The 17,177-nt window shown below is 67.1% G+C and carries 19 protein-coding genes and 1 CRISPR repeat array (1 of these 20 running past the window's edge); of the genes, 6 read left to right on the top strand and 13 right to left on the bottom strand.

Going from position 1 to position 17,177, the window contains the following annotated elements; translation table 11 throughout:
* Nucleotides 1-32: 32 nt before the first annotated feature.
* The 6 genes from EPO13_09155 to EPO13_09130 all read right to left on the bottom strand — a co-directional run bounded on the left by EPO13_09155 (nt 33) and on the right by EPO13_09130 (nt 5,230).
* A complete protein-coding gene (locus EPO13_09155) occupies nt 33-479 on the bottom strand; it encodes a hypothetical protein (protein ID TAK68925.1) in 447 nt (148 codons plus the stop codon).
* 119 nt (nt 480-598) lie between these two features.
* Nucleotides 599-1,513: an SDR family oxidoreductase gene (locus tag EPO13_09150; GenBank protein ID TAK68924.1), complete on the bottom strand. Its 915-nt coding sequence runs from the start codon at nt 1,511-1,513 to the stop codon at nt 599-601.
* On the bottom strand, nt 1,393-2,199 hold the full coding sequence (locus tag EPO13_09145) for a TauD/TfdA family dioxygenase (protein ID TAK68923.1): 807 nt from the start codon (nt 2,197-2,199) through the stop codon (nt 1,393-1,395). The genes EPO13_09150 and EPO13_09145 overlap by 121 nt, the downstream gene beginning before the upstream one ends.
* 64 nt (nt 2,200-2,263) lie before the next feature.
* Nucleotides 2,264-3,172 carry an SDR family NAD(P)-dependent oxidoreductase gene (locus EPO13_09140; protein ID TAK68922.1) on the bottom strand — a complete coding sequence of 303 codons (909 nt, stop codon included), beginning with the start codon at nt 3,170-3,172 and terminating at the stop codon, nt 2,264-2,266.
* Nucleotides 3,169-4,452 carry an amidohydrolase gene (locus EPO13_09135; protein ID TAK69055.1) on the bottom strand — a complete coding sequence of 428 codons (1,284 nt, stop codon included), beginning with the start codon at nt 4,450-4,452 and terminating at the stop codon, nt 3,169-3,171. The genes EPO13_09140 and EPO13_09135 overlap by 4 nt, the downstream gene beginning before the upstream one ends.
* 118 nt (nt 4,453-4,570) lie before the next feature.
* Nucleotides 4,571-5,230 carry a cysteine hydrolase gene (locus tag EPO13_09130; GenBank protein ID TAK68921.1) on the bottom strand — a complete coding sequence of 220 codons (660 nt, stop codon included), beginning with the start codon at nt 5,228-5,230 and terminating at the stop codon, nt 4,571-4,573.
* 706 nt (nt 5,231-5,936) lie between these two features.
* Here EPO13_09130 and EPO13_09125 point away from each other — a divergent pair.
* Nucleotides 5,937-7,148, top strand: coding sequence for an amidohydrolase (locus EPO13_09125; protein ID TAK68920.1), 1,212 nt, complete (start codon nt 5,937-5,939; stop codon nt 7,146-7,148).
* Nucleotides 7,127-7,714, top strand: a complete 588-nt coding sequence (locus EPO13_09120) for a glutathione peroxidase (GenBank protein ID TAK68919.1) — start codon at nt 7,127-7,129, stop codon at nt 7,712-7,714. Before EPO13_09125 ends, EPO13_09120 begins: the two co-directional genes overlap by 22 nt.
* Before the next feature lie 7 nt (nt 7,715-7,721).
* Here the strand turns inward: EPO13_09120 and EPO13_09115 are convergent, their stop codons facing one another.
* The 5 genes from EPO13_09115 to EPO13_09095 form a co-directional block, all read right to left on the bottom strand.
* On the bottom strand, nt 7,722-8,204 hold the full coding sequence (locus EPO13_09115; protein ID TAK68918.1) for a MarR family transcriptional regulator: 483 nt from the start codon (nt 8,202-8,204) through the stop codon (nt 7,722-7,724).
* A gap of 128 nt (nt 8,205-8,332) precedes the next feature.
* Entirely contained in the window at nt 8,333-8,668 is a 336-nt protein-coding gene (locus tag EPO13_09110; protein TAK68917.1) for an Lsr2 family protein, read from the bottom strand.
* A gap of 27 nt (nt 8,669-8,695) precedes the next feature.
* Nucleotides 8,696-10,231 carry a DUF2079 domain-containing protein gene (locus EPO13_09105; GenBank protein TAK68916.1) on the bottom strand — a complete coding sequence of 512 codons (1,536 nt, stop codon included), beginning with the start codon at nt 10,229-10,231 and terminating at the stop codon, nt 8,696-8,698.
* A 102-nt stretch (nt 10,232-10,333) separates the two neighbouring features.
* Nucleotides 10,334-11,095 carry a class I SAM-dependent methyltransferase gene (locus EPO13_09100; protein ID TAK69054.1) on the bottom strand — a complete coding sequence of 254 codons (762 nt, stop codon included), beginning with the start codon at nt 11,093-11,095 and terminating at the stop codon, nt 10,334-10,336.
* A gap of 106 nt (nt 11,096-11,201) precedes the next feature.
* Nucleotides 11,202-11,639, bottom strand: a complete 438-nt coding sequence (locus EPO13_09095) for an SRPBCC family protein (protein TAK68915.1) — start codon at nt 11,637-11,639, stop codon at nt 11,202-11,204.
* A gap of 95 nt (nt 11,640-11,734) precedes the next feature.
* Here EPO13_09095 and EPO13_09090 point away from each other — a divergent pair, with 95 nt between their 5' ends.
* Complete coding sequence (locus EPO13_09090) at nt 11,735-12,778, top strand: sigma-70 family RNA polymerase sigma factor (GenBank protein TAK68914.1); 1,044 nt, start codon at nt 11,735-11,737, stop codon at nt 12,776-12,778.
* A 4-nt stretch (nt 12,779-12,782) separates the two neighbouring features.
* Here the strand turns inward: EPO13_09090 and EPO13_09085 are convergent, their stop codons facing one another.
* A complete protein-coding gene (locus EPO13_09085; protein ID TAK68913.1) occupies nt 12,783-13,571 on the bottom strand; it encodes a TetR/AcrR family transcriptional regulator in 789 nt (262 codons plus the stop codon).
* Here EPO13_09085 and EPO13_09080 point away from each other — a divergent pair.
* Nucleotides 13,462-13,908 carry a nuclear transport factor 2 family protein gene (locus EPO13_09080; protein TAK68912.1) on the top strand — a complete coding sequence of 149 codons (447 nt, stop codon included), beginning with the start codon at nt 13,462-13,464 and terminating at the stop codon, nt 13,906-13,908. The two genes, EPO13_09085 and EPO13_09080, sit on opposite strands and share 110 nt — an antisense overlap.
* Before the next feature lie 173 nt (nt 13,909-14,081).
* Nucleotides 14,082-14,288 (top strand): transcriptional regulator, encoded by a 207-nt coding sequence (locus EPO13_09075; protein ID TAK69053.1) that lies wholly within the window; start codon nt 14,082-14,084, stop codon nt 14,286-14,288.
* A 73-nt stretch (nt 14,289-14,361) separates the two neighbouring features.
* On the opposite strand, the gene EPO13_09070 is transcribed toward EPO13_09075, so the two are convergent.
* Nucleotides 14,362-15,132, bottom strand: coding sequence for an XRE family transcriptional regulator (locus EPO13_09070; GenBank protein TAK68911.1), 771 nt, complete (start codon nt 15,130-15,132; stop codon nt 14,362-14,364).
* A 119-nt stretch (nt 15,133-15,251) separates the two neighbouring features.
* Between EPO13_09070 and EPO13_09065 the strand changes: the two genes are divergently transcribed.
* On the top strand, nt 15,252-16,058 hold the full coding sequence (locus EPO13_09065; protein TAK68910.1) for an SAM-dependent methyltransferase: 807 nt from the start codon (nt 15,252-15,254) through the stop codon (nt 16,056-16,058).
* Nucleotides 16,059-16,185: 127 nt separating this feature from the next.
* A CRISPR array of direct repeats spans nt 16,186-17,177; the repeat unit is 37 nt; unit sequence GTTGAGACTCCCACTCCGACTTGATGCCGGAGCGCAC (it continues 6,313 nt past the right edge of the window).

Here is a 17,177-nt window from a genome sequence, read left to right as displayed (position 1 = left end):
CGGGGCGGTTCACCACGTCCCCTGACGCAAGCTCAGAACAGCGCGACGCCGGACATTGCCCGGAAATCGGCGTCGAGGGCCTTGTCGACGTAGCTCAACAGGGTCGCGTCGAACCAGACCTTTTCGCTCGCCATCAGGTCGCCGGAGAAGGTGTAGACCGCGACGAGTTTGGCTGCCTTCCGACTATCGCCGTCGGCGAAGGTCCAGTCGGTGATGTGCAGGACGGCGTCGCCGTTCACGAACTCGACCCGGTGGAAGTCCTGATAGGTCGCCGCGTCGAAACACGGCTGCGGCAGCAACCGCTTCCAGGCCTCGACGATCGGTTCGACTCCGGTGAACCGCAGCCGATTCGGGTAGTGCTCGTAGTACGGGTCGGCGACCAGGGTGCGCAACGCCCCGGGCCAGTCGCGGTCCCGTTCCCGTGCACTGTGTTCGGCCACGATCGCCAGCATCTGGTCCGCGGTCAGGTTCGTCGGCATCCTGGTCCTTGTCGTCCGTTGTCGAGACATCCGCGGTCGGGACGTCCTCGTCGCACCATCTCGTCAGGTCACTGCGGTCAGGTCACTGCGGTCAGTGCACTGCCATCGGTGAGCCGCCGTCACAGGGACGATCCGCCGTCCACGGCCACGAGCTGTCCGGTGATCATCGACGCGGCAGGCGAGAGCAGGAACAGCACCGGGAACACCACGTCGTCGACGGTGTTCGCCCGGCGGCCCAGCGGGACCCGCGCTCCCAGGCTCTCCAGGGACACGCCCGTGCTGTCGACGTGCCCTTGCAGTGCCGGCGTCAGGGTCGCGCCGGGGGCGACGCCGTTGACCCGGATGCCGTGCTCGGCCCATTCGACCGCCAGGCTCCGGGTCAGGTGATTCACGCCGGCCTTCATGGCGCTGTACGGCGTCACCCAGGGCGAGGCCACCAGACTGCCCCGTGAACTGATGTTGACGATCGATCCGGCGATCTGCTGGTCGATCATGACGCGCGCGGCCGCCAGACAGCACAGGTAGGTGCTTCTGAGGTTCAACGCGTAGAGGCCGTCCAGTTCGGCCGCGGTGTAGTCCAGCGCCGCCTTCGTCAGGTTGCCGCCGACGTTGTTCACCACGGCGTCGATCCGGCCGTACGTCTGCACACCGAAGTCGGCGAATGCGGTCGCAGCGTCCGGCTCGCTGAGGTCCAGCACCGTGGTGGCGCACTGGCCGGGAAACTCGGCGACCTCCGCCTGCAGGCTCGCCAGGTCGGCCGCCGTGCGGCTGCAGGCGAACACCCGGGCACCGGCCGCCACAGCCTGGCTGGCGATACCGCGACCGATGCCCTTGCCTGCGCCGGTCACCCCGATGACCAAGCCGTCGATGCTGAAGGCCGCCGGTGGCGCCACCGGGTCGCCGGCTTCGCCGGTCAGCTCGCCCTGCTCTCGGCGATGGTCAGCCGGTGCATCACGCGCTCTTCGGTGTAGTCGTTGATGGCGAAATGTTGCAGGCAACGGTTGTCCCACATCACCAGGTCGCCCAGGCTCCACCGGTGCCGGTAGGTGAAGTTCGGATGGACGCTGCGCTGAGTCAGGTAGTCCATGAGCGGACGGCTCTCCGCCCACGTCATCCCGACGAAGTGGGAGGCGAACCGCTCGTTAAGGAAGAGGGCTTCTCGACCTGTCTGCGGGATGACTCGGACCACTGGGTGCACGCCGCCGGGATCGGTCAAGCTCAGCCCCGCCGCGACCAGTGTGTTGCGGCCGTTGTCGAAACAGTGAACCGCCTTGAGTTCCCGCAGCACGCGCTTCAGTTCGTCGGACAGCGAGTCGAACGCCGCGTACTGGTTGGCCCACATGGTGTCCCCGCCTGCGGCCGGAATCTGCCGCGAGATGAGGAACGTCGCCCAGGGCGGGTCGGCGGCATAGCTGTTGTCGGAGTGCCATTGATCGGTCAGGGCCTTGGTGTTGGCCGCCGTACGCAGTTCCATGACCTCGACGACGCCGTCAACGCAGGGTGGCGACACCTCGTCGGGAGTCAGGTAGGGGTCAGCCCACCGCCGGGCGAAGGCCGCCTGTTGCGCGGCGCTGATATGGGCCTGACCGGGAAAAACGAGCAACTGATGTTCGGCGAACGCGGCGCGCAGCTGGTCCATCGTCTGCTCGCTGACGTCGTGCGCCAGGTCCAGGCCGTCGACTCGAGCTCCCAGCGCGCCCCCGATGCGGGTGATCGTCATGGTCGCGTTCGACACCGAAGCGTCACTTCCTCTTGAATCGTTGTGGCGATGGTCGGCCGAGTCGCTAGCGTCCCGGCGATTCGGTCAAGGCCATCCGGACGTCGAAACTGCCGGGCTGCGCTTCCCGCGACAGGATGCCGCTGGTGATGTCCTCGTACCGGCTGGCAGCGACCTGCCGATCGGTGTCGTGCCCGAACAGGTAGAACCGGCCCTCGTCGAGTTCACCGAGCAGATTCGCCGCCACGGTCGTGCCGGGCAGACCCGCGGTCTGCGAATGTGCTCGCAGCCGCGCGACGTCGGCCGGGTCCATGCTCGGCGGACCGAACTCGGCAGGCCGATTCCGTTCGGACGTGGCGATCTCGGACTGCACGGTACCGGGGAAGGCGACGTGCACCGTGACCTGCGAACCGGCAGCCCACAGATCCTGCTGCAGGCCCTCACACAGGGCCACCAGGGCGGCCTTGCTCGCGACGTACGGCGCGGCGTTGCCGCGGCCCGGCGCCACCGCCGTCGTCGAGGACGTGTGGATCAGCTGTCCCTGATCGGTGTCGACGAACTGCGGCAGGAACGCCTCGGTGACGTTCAGCGCGCCCGCCAGGTTGACTGACATGACCCAGTCCCAGTCGCCGCGCTTGAGCTTCCAGAACGGGCCGATGGTGGTCACGCCGATCGTGTTGAAGACGAGGTTCACCTCGCCGTACCGATCGACCGCGGCGTCCCGCAATGCCGTGACGTCCGCGGTCGAGGTGACGTCGGTCCGCAGTGCCAGGACCTCCGGGTGACCGGCGGCGGCCAGGTCGTCGGCCAGGTCGTGCACCGGCGCCCGGTCGACGTCGGCCAGCACCAGCCGCATGCCGTCGTCCGCGAGCCGGCGGGCGACCCCTTCGCCGAGACCGCCGGCAGCACCCAAGACCACCGCGACGCCGCCCGCGCGTCGGCCTGGTGCCGGGCCCTCGGTCACCGCAAGCCTCAAATCGCCAGCACGGCGGGCCGGTGGACGTCGCCGCGTGGATAGAGCTCGTAGTCCGGCTCGGAGAGGATCTGGTCGGGTTGCAGGCCCAGCCGGGCCGCGACCGGCACGAGCCGCTCGAGGTCGAAGCCGTAGACCTCGGCCGCGGTCAGGCCCAACATCAACCGGGCCTCCTCCAACGGGACGCCGGCGGCGCCCAACGTGGCTCGAAGGTATTCCTGGGTCGAGTGGACCAGCGTGCCCTCATGGTGGGGGAAGTCCATCCCCAGCATCATCTTGTCCAAGCCGATGGTGCGGCGCGCACTGATCTCGGCTCGGGAGAACAATGACGAGCCCAGGTAGCACTGACGGCGGAAGTACTCACTGGGCTTGGAGCGGATCAGATCCTTGTAGTCGCTGCGGAAGTAACTGCCCTCGTACGAGTAGTCCATGTCGGCCAGCTGCGGCACCACCCAGCCCGATCCCTGCTCGGTGAAGACCACCTTCATGGTCGGATGCCGCTCCAGCACGCCGCCCCAGATGAGGTGCGTCAGGATGTTGTGGACGCGGAACATCAACTCCGGCATCCACAATCGCGCTGCCATGGCGGGATGCGCGACCTCGGTCGCGCCCACCTGCTGGTTGGAGGTCGACGAGATGCCGGCGTGCGAGCTGACGATGAGGCCCAGCTCTTCGATGAGATTCCAGATCGGCTCGAAGGAGTGGTGGTACAGCGGCCGGGCACCGGAGAACTCGGGAAGCACGATCGCTCGCAGTCCTCCGGCGTGGGCAGCTCTGATGTCGGTCAGCGCGGCGTCGACGTCATGCCAACTCACCACGGCGGTCCCGACGAACCGCTCCGGCGCCGCACTCACGTAGTCCATCAGCCAGCGGTTGAACGCCCGGAACGCTGCCTGCCGGTGACCGTCGTCGGCCAGGGTGTACGTCCGGCCCAGCGTCGCGGCGATGCCGCGGGAATACAGTTCGAACGGAATCCCGAAGTCCGGGAACAGGACCTCGGCGCAGATGCCTTCCTTCTCGACCTCCTGCAACCGCCGGTTCGGGTCGGGGAAGCCGTCGAGCCGGCCGGTGTCGACCATCTTGGCCGTCCAGTCCTCGACATCCGCCGGATCCAGCCGTGACCGCAACGCCGGCGGGTCGAAGTTCCGCGAGCCGTGCTCGTTCCATTCGATCAAGAAGTCGTCGAACTCCTCGCGGTAGGCCGCGTCCAGGTATGGCCGGTAGTCGGCCATCAGGGCGCCGGCGTGGCCGTCGCTGGAGACGATGACGATCGGGTCGTCCATCGGAACCCTCACTTCCCAGACCGTGCAGTGATCTTCGCCGTCGAGATCGGGCGCCCGGGACCGTGCCTGCCGGACGATCCCGAGACTAGTCCCGGGGCGGAGCTTGTGACCCGAGCGCTCACGATGAGTGCCGCGACCAGATCTCGATGATTTCGTCGGCCGTGGCCAGGTCGGCCGACCGCTCCATGTACCGCAGCGACGAGGCGTGCATCTCCGGATAGCCGGAGTTGACGCAGTCGGTCACGATCACCGGGTAGTAGCCGGCGATGATCGCCCAGCGGGCGTTGTTCTCGATCCCGGACTCCGTGCTGATCCCGGTCTGCACGATGGTCTTGATCCCGCGCGACTTCAGGATCTGGTCGAACGCCGTACCGGTATAGGCGTTGTTGAAGTACTTCTCCATCACGATGTCGCCCGGCTGCGGCGCGATCTCCTTGACGATCTGATTCTCCGGACCGCGATCCTCGGTCTCGACCCACGGAATGCCTTCTGTCGGATCCTTGACGAATTTCGACAGGTACCGGAGGAATGGGCCGGAGTAGGCATCCAGGCACAACAGAACACGGGTGTAGATGACCGGTACGCCGGCCTGCCGGGCCGCTTCGATAATGCGTTCCCAGCGCGGCAGCATGTCCGGGACTGCACGCATGAACGAGCCCGTCGTGAAACTGTCGCCGCACGAGGCGTACGTCGCGTCGTAGACCAGCAGGGCCGCGTGTCGCGGATCGACCATTTCCTCGACGGTCGTCAGCACCTCACGACCACGAAACTCGTACATGAGACTCCCTATTCGTCGGCGTCAATGGGACTTGTCCCCGCTGGCCGGAGCTGTGCGTGGCAGCCGGCGGCTTGCTCGTCTGACGTCGACCATGCGGCGCTATTCGACGGTCTGCAGAACGACAAGGTTGACTGTCGGGCAACGAGTTTGCCGCCTGCCACGCGACTGCGACGCTAGGCGCGATCGGTGGCGATGTCAACGGTTCTGGCCGTATTCCACAGCTGGCCGGAGGTGGTCACGATGACTGTCAACGAGGGCCCAGCGCGGCACCGCGAGATGGGCTCAATGGCAGGGCCCGCGGGGCCCCATAACCGGGTCGCCGACGTGCCGTCAGGCACGCCGGAATCGGCCTGCCGATGAAACGCTGCAGGAGGCTGAATTCGTCGCCGAGTATGGCTGCTTGACCGTCTAGCATGGATTCAGTGGCGGCCCCGGAAATCACCGTGCGTCTTTCCGTTCTCCTTCATTCGCCGACCGCCTCACCGGCGGCGACCTATCACCGCCCTTGACAGTCGTGACGAGCAGAGTTAGCTTGCCTTGATTCCGGCATAGATGCTCCGGTCCTGTCGGCGCGCTCCCGAACGGCTGATGTGGTTGATGCGACGGAACGACCGGGCAACTGTGCCCGGGGCCGACATGGGCGCGATCAACAAGGCGGCTGATCAACAGGTTCGTTGATCGCAGTCGTGACCGAGACGGAGCACCGATGACCACCATGGACGCAACGACCACCGCGGACACAGCGACTGGCGGACCCGCCTCCAGTGGCGGGACGGCGAGGACGGGCACCGGTATCCAGGTCGCGGGGCGGACCGGCGCAGCCGTGGAGTCGGACCTTGCAGACCGCCGCGGCCTGGTCGATGCCGACCTGCACATTCACACGGTCCACGGCTTCAAGGACATCTATCCGTACCTGCCGACAGCATGGCGCCGGCGTTTCGAGTTGAAGCGGGCCGACACCTCGATGAACCCGTCGACGCTCAAGATCAAGCACCCCACCGACAACGCGATTCGGGTGGATGCCGCCGCCTACCCCGGGGCGATGCCGGCGTCCGACCCCGAGTTCACCAAGACCGACTACCTCGAGCGCTACCACGTCGACTTCGCCGTGGCCACCAGCCTGGAGGCGGCGGCCTTCGCCGTCGCGCTGGCCGGTCCCGACGAAGCGGCGGTGCTGTGCTCCGGCTTCAACGACTACTTCCTCGAGCACTGGTGCGAGTACGACTCCCGGTACCGCTACGCGCTGTGCGTCTCGGTCCAGGACCCGATCCAGGCCGCCGCGGAGATCCGCCGGGTCGGCGGCCATCGCGGGGTCGCCGCGGTCTACATGCCGCTGCAGAACATCCTGATCGGCAACCGGCACCACTACCCCATCTACGAGGCGGCGCAGGAGCAGGGCCTGCCGATCCTGCTCCACCTCAGCGGCACCGAGGGCGCCTATCAGGGGTCGGTGGAAGCCTGCGGCGGCATCGTCGAGAACTACTCCGAGCGCCGGGCCGGCTACGGCATCATCGGCTGGTCGAACCTCAACAACCTGACCTTCTCCACGACGTTCCAGCGCTTCCCGGAGCTGCGGTTCGCTTTCATCGAGTTCGGATTCTCGTGGCTCATGGCGGCGCTGTGGCGGCTGGACACCACGTGGCAGCAGTTGCGCATCGAAGTGCCCTGGCTCACCGAGCCACCGACTGAGTTGCTGCTGCGGCATGTCCGCTTCGGCACCCAGCCGATCGACGAGCCGCGGGTCGCCAGCGACCTCTACACCCTGCTGTCCATGATGGGCACGGACTGGCTGATGTTCACCACCGACTATCCTCACTGGGACGGCGACGAGCCGGAGACTGTGTTGCGCCGGCTGGCCGGTGACCAATTGCGTCAGGTCATGCGGGCCAACGGCGAATGGATGTTCCGGCTGTCCTGACGGCGGCCGGGCCGATCGAGAGGGTTGCAGTGCCCAGTGTGCACGACTTCACCGTCACCGCCGCCGATGGTCGCCAGGTCCCACTGACCGAATACAAGGGACAGGTCCTGCTCATCGTCAATGTCGCAAGCAAGTGCGGGTTGACTCCCCAGTACGAAGGCTTGGAGTCGCTCTACCGCGCCAAGGCACCGCTGGGCCTGCAGCTCCTCGGCTTCCCGTGCAACCAGTTCAAAGGACAGGAGCCTGGCACCGACGCGGACATCCAGGCGTTCTGCTCGACGACGTACGACGTCACCTTCCCGGTGTTCGCCAAGATCGACGTGAACGGCCCCGACGCCGACCCGCTGTACGAGTACCTTCGCAGCGAAGCGCCGGGCGACTTCGGTCCGTCGTACGGCTCGTTCTACGACAGCATCTCGAAGATCCGCCCGGATGCGGTCGGGACCGACGAGGTCAAGTGGAACTTCTCCAAGTTCCTCGTCGGACGCGACGGGACGGTCATCAAGCGTTACGAGCCGCCGGTGCTGCCGGACGCCATCGCGACCGACCTCGACAACTACCTCTAGTCCGCGATCAGCCGTCCGCGCGCGAGATACCGAGCGACTCTCGGATATCGCACAACGCGGCCAGCCCGGAACGAAGCCCGACCAGGTCGGTCGGGGTGACTCGGCGGGCCAATTCGTCGTCGACTGCTTGAACCGCGCTGGCGATGGCAGCGGCGGCCGCCTTGCCACGATCGGTGAGCCGGATCGTCATCCGACGGCGGTCATCCGGATTGATCGCACGATCCAGGTAGCCGCGCACCACCAAGGTGTCGATCAGTTGGCTTGCGGCCTGCTTGCTGATGCCCAGCTCATTCATGAGCTCGGCCGGCGACACCTCACTGTTGCGCTTGTCCAGCGCGTGAAAGCCGTTCCACGGCAGATTGTCGAAGCCACCGGCGTCCAGGCCTTGCCGGATCGCGTCGCGGTACGCGCCGCGGGCCGACTGCAGCAGCCGCGGGATCGGCCGCCCGTTCTCTGCGCTGCGTTCGGTCGCCCCACTGCCCTCGGTCACCGCGACACCGTAGGCAGGAAGCGCCAGCTAGTCAAGCACCTTGACAGTATGGCTACGACGTCAGCGCTGTGACTGGCCAAACCGGCCGACGGCCCACGGGCGCATGCGGCGAAAGGGCTGAGCGACGCTCAGTTTCCGGCGGCCCGGAACGCGTCGATCACCGACGCGGCCACGCGACCCCGAGGAGAGACCTTGATGTTGTTCGACGCCGCCCAAGCGCGCACAGCAGCGAGGTCGACATCGACCCGAGTGGCGGTCACCGTCCGCGCGCGGCCGTTGGCGCTGCCGCGGCCGACCTTGCGGCCGGCGCTGATGAAGCGGGCCAACGCACTGTCGAAAGCAGCAGCATTCTTGGCGGAAAGGTCGATTTCGTACGTCGTACCCCGAACAGCAAATCGGACGGTCTCGCTGGCTTGGCTACCATCCAGATCGTCGACAAGCGAGACCTTCACGCGCTTGGCCACAAGAATTCCTCTCGGGACGATCCCGGTTCATGACTGCGCAGAGCATAGAGGACTCACTGGTGATTCGCGATGGAGCAACACGATATCCCCAGCTTTTTGTACGACAGTGAAGCCCTCTTGCTGTGACTTCTCCATGAACGCCTGCGGAGTCGGCCCGAGATATCCAGTTTCGGTCTGCCCCAGGTCCAGGACGAGCCAGGTGGCCAGGTCGTCGGCAATCCCGGGCAGCGACACGTAGTTGCGGTGGGTCAATTGCGGCGCGATCCGGTCGTCGGTCTCCACACATTCACCGGCCGGGACCATGGGCAGAATCGCCGATATCGCCCTCGTGCGATCCGTCTGCGCCCAGGCCGCGCCGGTCAGCAGCCGGCCGAACGGGAACTGGGCGTGGACAAAGACCGTCCCGGCGCAGGCCACCGCCAGAGCCGCGGACGACCACACCAACGGCAGCGCACGCAGCCTGGGCCACCGCCGTACCAGCCGAGCGGCACCGTCGGTGGCAGCCATGGCGACGATCGGCGCCATGACCGACGAGTAGTGGAACTCCGTTCCCCAGAGCTGGTAGCGGGAGCTGAGGAATCGCTGTGCGAGGAACGGCACAGTCAGCAGCAGATAGGGCGACAACAGGGCCAGCAGGCCGGTCGGCACCAGCAGCCAGAGGAGGGTGACGACCTTGGCCGACGGCGTGACCGCGAGGCGCAGCGTCTCGAACGGATGCCGTACGACATACCCGAGGGCACTGGGAAGATTGGGCCCCAGTGCGTCGTAGCTCCAATAGGCGAACTGCCCGGTCGGCGAGAAGGCCGGGAGCACGATCGCTGTCGCGATCACGTAGCCCGCGAGGCCGAGGCCGACGGCGACCGCGCCCTCCCACCACCGTCGCCGCAGCAAGAGCAGGATCCCGACGAACACGACCAGGGCGCCCATGTCCTCGCGCACGAGCAGCAGGACGGCGCCGGTCACCAGGCAGAGGCCGTACCGATGAATGTCGATCAGGTAGATGACCAGGGCGATGAGCGGGATGGCGAAGGCGATCTCGTGGAAGTCGAAGTCGATCATGCCTTGCAGCGGCCAGGACAGGGCGTAGGCAGCCGCGACGAAGAGAGCCGGAACCGCCGTGAACCGCCGTCGAGCGAAGGCCCAGACCGGGATGATCGACCCGGCTACCAGCGCGGCTTGGGCGATCAGCAGCGTCCGCGGATCGTCCCAGATCCAGTACAGCGGCGAGAGCAACGAGATGATCGGGTGGAAGTGGTCGCCGAAGATGTTGTAGTCGACACCCTTGAGCGGCACGATCGGCGCCTCGAGTTGCGAGTATCGCTGCACCGCTTGATCGAAGATGCCCAGGTCGTAGCCGGACGTGAGGTACGTCAGATGGCGGGAGACGGCGTAAATCGAGTAGAGCACGAAGAAAGCGGCAACCAGCCACGTGATCGGCAACCGGACTGCTGTACGGATGCCGCGAGCGGCCCGCCGAAGCAGGGACCGTCGATCCTGTGGGCCGGTCAGATCGGCAGAGCCGTCACCGCTGGTCTCAAGGGCGGATCGCCCAGCCTCCGCCAACCCTCTCCCTTTCGCAGCCGTGAGCGAGGTGGATCCTACCCGCGGCTCAGGGTGCGGCTGTCAGCTCCACCGGGCCACCATGACGGCCTCCACGGCCGGAGGTCACACCGGGACGCGACCCGTCGCCACCCAGGCGGTGGCGCGGAGCGTGAACGGGCCGGTCGGCTGACGGAGATCTTCCGCCACAGCAGCTCGTACGGCCCTCAGTTGTGCGGCGTCCAGGGCAGCGACGTACTGACCGATCGGCCCTACACCTTCGGTGTACCCGGACCACAGGTCGTCCAGATCGTCGTAGTTTCCGACGGCCTCGATCTCAGTCGCCACCACATCGACGAGGCCGGCCGCGATCAACAACTCAGCCAGATCGCCCTCCCGTGCACCGACCAGGGCCCGATCGTTCGGAACAGCACCGATCGCCCGGGCAGCGGCCTGCCAGAACACCTGCAGCGATCGCATCCGCAAGACATCCCAGAAGTTCAAAGCGACGACTCCCCCAGGCCGAGTCACCCGCGCCATCTGCCGCACTCCAGCTGGCGCGTCCGACATGAACCCGACGACCAAGGAGGACAACGCCGCGTCGAACGTGCTGTCGCTGAAGGGCAGTTCCTCAGCAACGCCGGTCAGGACGGTCGCGGCGGGTACTCGTTGTCGGCACGCGGCGACGAACGGTGCCGAGGGGTCGATCGCGGTCACCTGCGACGGGCCCACTCTGGCCGCGAGTTCACGCGTCAGGCCGCCGGGACCGCAACCGACGTCGAGCACGCGCTGGCCGGCCGTGATGCCGGCGGCATCGGCGAAGGCGGGCGCGAGTGTGGGCAGGAAGCGGCCCATCAGCCGGTCGTAGCCGTCGGCAGCATGGAACATCGGGTCGGTCACGGTGCCAGATTCTGCCCTGGTCAACCGTGCCTGGTGGGCCGGAAGGTCAGCGAGCGAGCGCGCGCAGGCCGAATGCCGCCCGTATACGGAGTTATCAGCGTGAACGCGCGTCCCAGGCAACGCCCTGCTCGACGAAGATGCGCAGCGACTCCAACGACGCCTGGAACGCGTCCCGCACACCGGAGGTGAGTTGGTCGCCGCTGCCCGGATCGAGCGGCTCGAAGGTGGTCTCCACGACGACGGTCGCGCCGCCAGCGGCCGCCGGGACGGTGGTAAACGTGCCGCCGGACTCACGGACCGGCAGAGGCACCCGCACGTGGTCGAAACGGAAACGACGTTCCTTGTCGGAAACCTCGCTGATGCGCTCGTGTACCTGTTGACCGTCGGCCATCGTGCACACCCGCAGGTCGCCGTCCAGCCGGGCTGCGACAACACCCGGCAACCACTGCCGGGTGGCGGGCATGTCCGACAGGACCGCCCAGACCTCGTCCGGAGTGGCCTGGATGGTCACGCTGTTGCGAATCGTGGGCATCGGTAGTCCCTTCCTCGTGGTGGCCCTACCTGTCCTGACGGCATCTCCGGTATCGATTCATCGCGACGACCACGGCGATCTAGCCTGAGCCCGTCATGACCACCATCGATCGCCCAGACGACGCCCCTCGCGCGACCATCGAGCGGATCGTGCAACGGCACCACCGGGAACTCCTGGTTCATTGCTACCGGATGCTGGGCAGCACCGAGGACGCCGAAGACGCGGTGCAGGAGACGTTGGTCAAGGCGTGGCGCCGTCTCGACAGCTTCGAGGGGCGTTCCTCGGTTCGGGCGTGGCTGTACCGGATCGCCACCAACGTCTGCTTGGACGCGTTGGACCGCCGCGCCCGCCGGATACTCCCTGTCGCCTTGACAGGACCGGCTGACCCGCAGCTGCCGCCGGCGCCGGACGACCTCGACACTGCGTGGCTGCAGCCCATTCCCGATGCCTGGCTCGACCTGCCCGACGACGAGGCGGACCCGTCCACCGTCGTTGTCGCGCGCGAACACATCGAGCTGGCGTTCGTCGCCGCGGTGCAGCATCTACCTCCGAGACAGCGGGCGATACTGCTGCTGCGAGAGGTCATCGGCTACAGCGCCGCGGAAACCGCGCAGTTGCTCGATACGTCGCCAGCCGCCGTGAACAGCGCATTGCAGCGGGCACGCAGGCTCCTCGACGCCCGGCTGCCGAGCACGGCGCTGCACCGCCCGACCGGCGACGCCGCCGGCCTCGTGCAGCAGTACGTGAGCGCGTGGCGAGCGGCCGACGTCGACGCGCTCGTGGCACTCATGCGCGCCGATGCCGATATGGCCATGCCACCGACACCGTCCTGGTTCCACGGTCGCGACAGCATCGGTGTCTACCTGCGGCGATTGTTTGCCACGCCGTTCGGGCAGGCCCTGGAACTGGTGCCCACGGCGGCCAACCGGCAACCCGCCTTGGCGGTGTATGCGCCGGACCGTACGCCGTTCGCTATCAAGGTGTTCACCGTGAGCGGTTCGCACTTCAGTGCCATCACCGGATTCGTTTCATCCGACGTGTTCGCGTCGTTCGACCTCCCCGATCTCGCGCCGGCGGCAGCGCCGTACCCCGACCTCGACAGGCGAGGCAACGACGCGCGACGACCGTTGCCGAACTGACGAGTCAGACTCCGCGACCCCGACGGATCGGCGACGGCGGGTCTTCGTCGCCGGCCTGGTAGCCATGTCGGGCCATGTCCAGCAGCGCCTCGAGTTGAGTGCTCGGCAGGCCAGTCAGGGCGATGCCCCTGGCAAGCGCCAGCATGTCGGTGGTCGTGATGCCGGCTCGAACGGCTCCGGCCTCACGGGCACGGGCGAAAAGCTGCGAGGCGGCGTCGTGCATCGTGGCGTGCCATGCGCCGAACAGCACCCCGCGTTCGTTGTCGTCTGGCAAAGCCAGTGCCAGGTCCTGCTTGGTGGCGATGTGGCGGACGAACAGGAGTAGCCAGCTGGTCAGGGCCTGGCCCGGGTCGGGATCTTCGAGGAGATCGTCGCTGGCTTGCCGGAGAGCCTCGACCTCGCTGGCATAGACGGCCACGATCAGCTCGGCGCGGCTCGGGAAATGCCGGTAGAGGGTGGCGTTGCCAACGCCGGCGCGCTTGGCGATCTGGTCCAGCGGCACGTCGACCCCATGCTTGTCGAACAAGCTCCGGGCGGTCTGGACGAGTACCGCTCGGTTCCGCGCAGCGTCGGCGCGCCGGGGCCGCAGCCCGACCTGGCGTCCTTGCGAGTTGCTTTCCGGGGACATCCCCGTTAGCTTAGCGAAGACATAAACGGGGAGGTCCCCGGTATTGGAGGAGCAGATGCTGAGTGCTGAAGATCGCTGGGCCATCGGCGAAACGCTGTCGCTGCATGGACATCTCTTCGACCAGGGCCAGCTCGATCGACTGCACGAGCTGCTTACACCCGACATCGTCTACGACGTCACCGACGTCGGGGGTGGGCAGCTGGTGGGAATAGATGAGGTCCGCCGCGCGGGCTTGGAACTCGGCGACGGCAACCCGTTGGCTCACCACGTCACGAACGTGGTGATCACCGGCGACAGCGGCGACGAGGCCACTGCCATATCGAAGGGCTTGGGGGTCATGGCAAATGGGACGTCGGCGAGCTGTACCTACCTCGATACCCTCCGACGCACCGACGGTGGCTGGCGGCTCAGTCGCCGAGTCCTGTTGGCGCGACGGATCCCATTGAACGGCGCGTACCACAAGAGCTGGGATGCCGACGGGTCACGGCATCAGTCAGTATGAGCTAGCTCCAAGCGCAGGCGAGTGACGGCTGACGTCGCCTCAGCGAGCGCGGCTACCTCGTCGCCTATCTCGTCGCCGCCCCTCTCATGAGCGACTGGCTCGGGCCAGATCCGGCGGTCCTGCGCGGCATCGGCGTCTAGCTCGCGGCGCAGGTCGCCGGCGTGAGTCAGAAGATGCTCACCCAGACGCTGCGGGAGTTGGAGGCGGACGGGCTGGTGACCCGGACGGTGACGCCCACGGTGCCGGTCCGGGTGGACTACGAACTGTCTGCGTTGGGCCACAGCCTGATGGGCGTTGTGGTCGAGATCAAGCGGTGGGCGGAGTCTCACATGGACGAGGTGAAGGCGGCCCGCACGCGTACCTCCCGCGGCAGCCAGTGAGCACGGGGTCCGCGCTGACGGTGACCGGTTGCCGTCCCCTGCGAGAGCGCCGAAGCGCGGGAGTCGTTGACTGCTATGCCATTGGCGGCAACCAGATCGTCATGCGCATGCGGTCGTCGGGAAGGTGCAGAATCTCGTAGCGGCGCGCGACCACGGCGCCCTCTGCGGTCAGGATTCGCAACGTCGATGAACGCCGACGGTGCACCACGTGACCGCTCCACCAACCCGCGAACAGCTCACTCTCGGCGCTGAGCTCCGCGACGAACGCCTGCAACTGCGGTTCGGTGAGGTCGTCGGCGTTGGCCGCGCGCAGGTGACCGACCGCCCCGCGTACGACGTCCTCCCAGTCAAGGAAGATCGTCCGCGCCCGCGGATCAGTCAACAGATAACGAAGCGTGCTGCGCCGCTGCGGCGGCAACTCCTCAATGCCGTCGAAGAGGGCCAGGCCCTCGGCGTTGGCGGCGACAATCGTGCTGAGGCGATCCAGCACGTAGGCGGGGTTCGGCCGGACGGCGTCGACCAGCAGCTGCATACGGGCGACCGTCTCGGACGAGTCCGTGTTCACCGTCGGTTCCGGGACGCCATCGCGCAGCGTACGGAGGTGCTGGACGGCGTCGGCGTTCAGCCGGAGTACGCGGGCGATCGCGGCGAGCACCGAGTCGCTGGGGTTGCGTTCGCGCCCCTGCTCCAGACGGACGTAGTAGTCGATGCTGATCCCGGCGGCGGCGGCGACCTCTTCCCGCCGCAGACCACTGACCCGACGCTGGCCAACCGCGGCCTGACCCGGTTGCAGGGCAGCGTCGGTGCGGCGCGCTCGGAGGAACGCCCCCAACTCACTCGCCATCGCTGCCCTCCGATCGTGGGTGGGTGCAGAACTCCTAGGAACGTCACGATCTTCCCCCGCTCCGCGACCGGTCCGACGCTAGGGGTGACGTCGTCGCGATATTGAGGAGAGATCACGAGATGGGACGCGAGGCCACCTACACCCACGGACACCACGAGTCCGTCCTTCGCTCGCACCGCTGGCGCACCGCGGAGAACTCCGCCGCCTATGTGCTGCCGCATCTGACGCGTGACGACCACGTGCTCGACGTGGGCGCCGGGCCCGGGACGATCACGGCGGACCTCGCCCAGCGCGTACGCCGCGTCACGGCCACCGAAGTCGGGCCGGACGAACTGGCGCTGGCCAAAGCCACCGCCGCCGAGCGCGGCCAGACGAACGTCGCGTTCGATGTGGCCGACGTGGGCGCACTTCCCTACGAGGACGGGACTTTCGACGTGGCGCATGCTCACCAGGTACTCCAGCACGTCGGGGACCCGGTCCAGGCGCTGCGGGAGATGGCACGGGTGACGAAGCCAGGCGGGCTAGTCGCGGTGCGCGACAGCGACTATGCAGCGTTCTCCTGGTTCCCGAGAATCGCGGAACTCGACGAGTGGATGGACCTGTACCAGCGTGCCGCCCGGGCCAACGGCGGCGAGCCCGACGCCGGTCGACGGCTGCTGTCATGGGCGCACGTGGCCGGTCTCAGAGACGTGACCGCGACCTCCAGCACGTGGTGCTTTTCGACGCCCGAGGACCGCGAGTGGTGGGGCGGGGTATGGCAGGCCCGGATCCTGCAGTCGGCGATGGCGACGCAGGTCGTCACCTCCGGGATGGCCACCCAGGATGACCTCGAACGCATCAGTGCCGGCTGGCGACGGTGGGCGGAGGCCCCAGACGGATGGTTCTCCGTCCTCCACGGCGAAATCCTGTGCCACATGAGGCTCTGATACGACACGGCCTCGACCCGGCTGCGCCAGCGGGTCGACTGGAGGTTCGCTTCCGTAGGCGCCTGCTTCGCGGATCTTGATGCCAGAGCACGCCGGGACCCGGAGCAGAGTACGTACCCTGGGTCCGGAGCGAGATTCCTCTCCGACCTATCGCCGGAGCGCACTCTTAGTGCCGGTCCGCCGTGGCGGAGGATCGTGTTGAGACTCCCACTCCGACTTGATGCCGGAGCGCACCTCGCTGGAACTCCTGGACCGGCCGAAACCGCCTGTTGAGACCCCCACTCCGACTTGATGCCGGAGCGCACGCTTCGTGCTGGTGCCGATGACCCTCCCGTCGACCGAGTTGAGACTCCCACTCCGACTTGATGCCGGAGCGCACATGGCGCTTGGACGTTCGCGGTGACGCCGTGACCGAGGTTGAGACTCCCACTCCGACTTCATGCCGGAGCGCACTTCGGGGGCGCAGGCCGCGAAGACTGACACCCTGGCCGGGTTGAGACTCCCACTCCGACTTGATGCCGGAGCGCACGTCGGAGACGAACATCGACGACACCCTGCTGACGGAGTTGAGACTCCCACTCCGACTTGATGCCGGAGCGCACGGTTCTCGTGCAGCAGGACGGCCCCTTGCTGGTGTTGTTGAGACTCCCACTCCGACTTGATGCCGGAGCGCACCGTGGCCAATGTGCGGGCCGGCGCGTCGCCGACGGTGTTGAGACTCCCACTCCGACTTGATGCCGGAGCGCACGCGCTCGACCCGTTCACCGTCGACAAACTCTGGCGGTGTTGAGACTCCCACTCCGACTTGATGCCGGAGCGCACGAGCCGACCCTTGTCGGCGTTCAGGTACCCCATCAGGTTGAGACTCCCACTCCGACTTGATGCCGGAGCGCACTGACGGTCCACGAGTGCCGGTCGTGGACGCCATCGGCGTTGAGACTCCCACTCCGACTTGATGCCGGAGCGCACAAGTCCTCACGACCAGCCGATTCCGCCCAGGCGAGGTTGAGACTCCCACTCCGACTTGATGCCGGAGCGCACTGCGCGTCGCGCATCATCTGCTTCGCCTTCTCGGAGTTGAGACTCCCACTCCGACTTGATGCCGGAGCGCACACGTAC

Source organism: Actinomycetota bacterium, from assembly GCA_004297305.1.
In the GTDB taxonomy this organism is placed as follows: domain Bacteria; phylum Actinomycetota; class Actinomycetes; order S36-B12; family FW305-bin1; genus FW305-bin1.
This window is presented reverse-complemented; position numbering and strand designations above follow the sequence as displayed.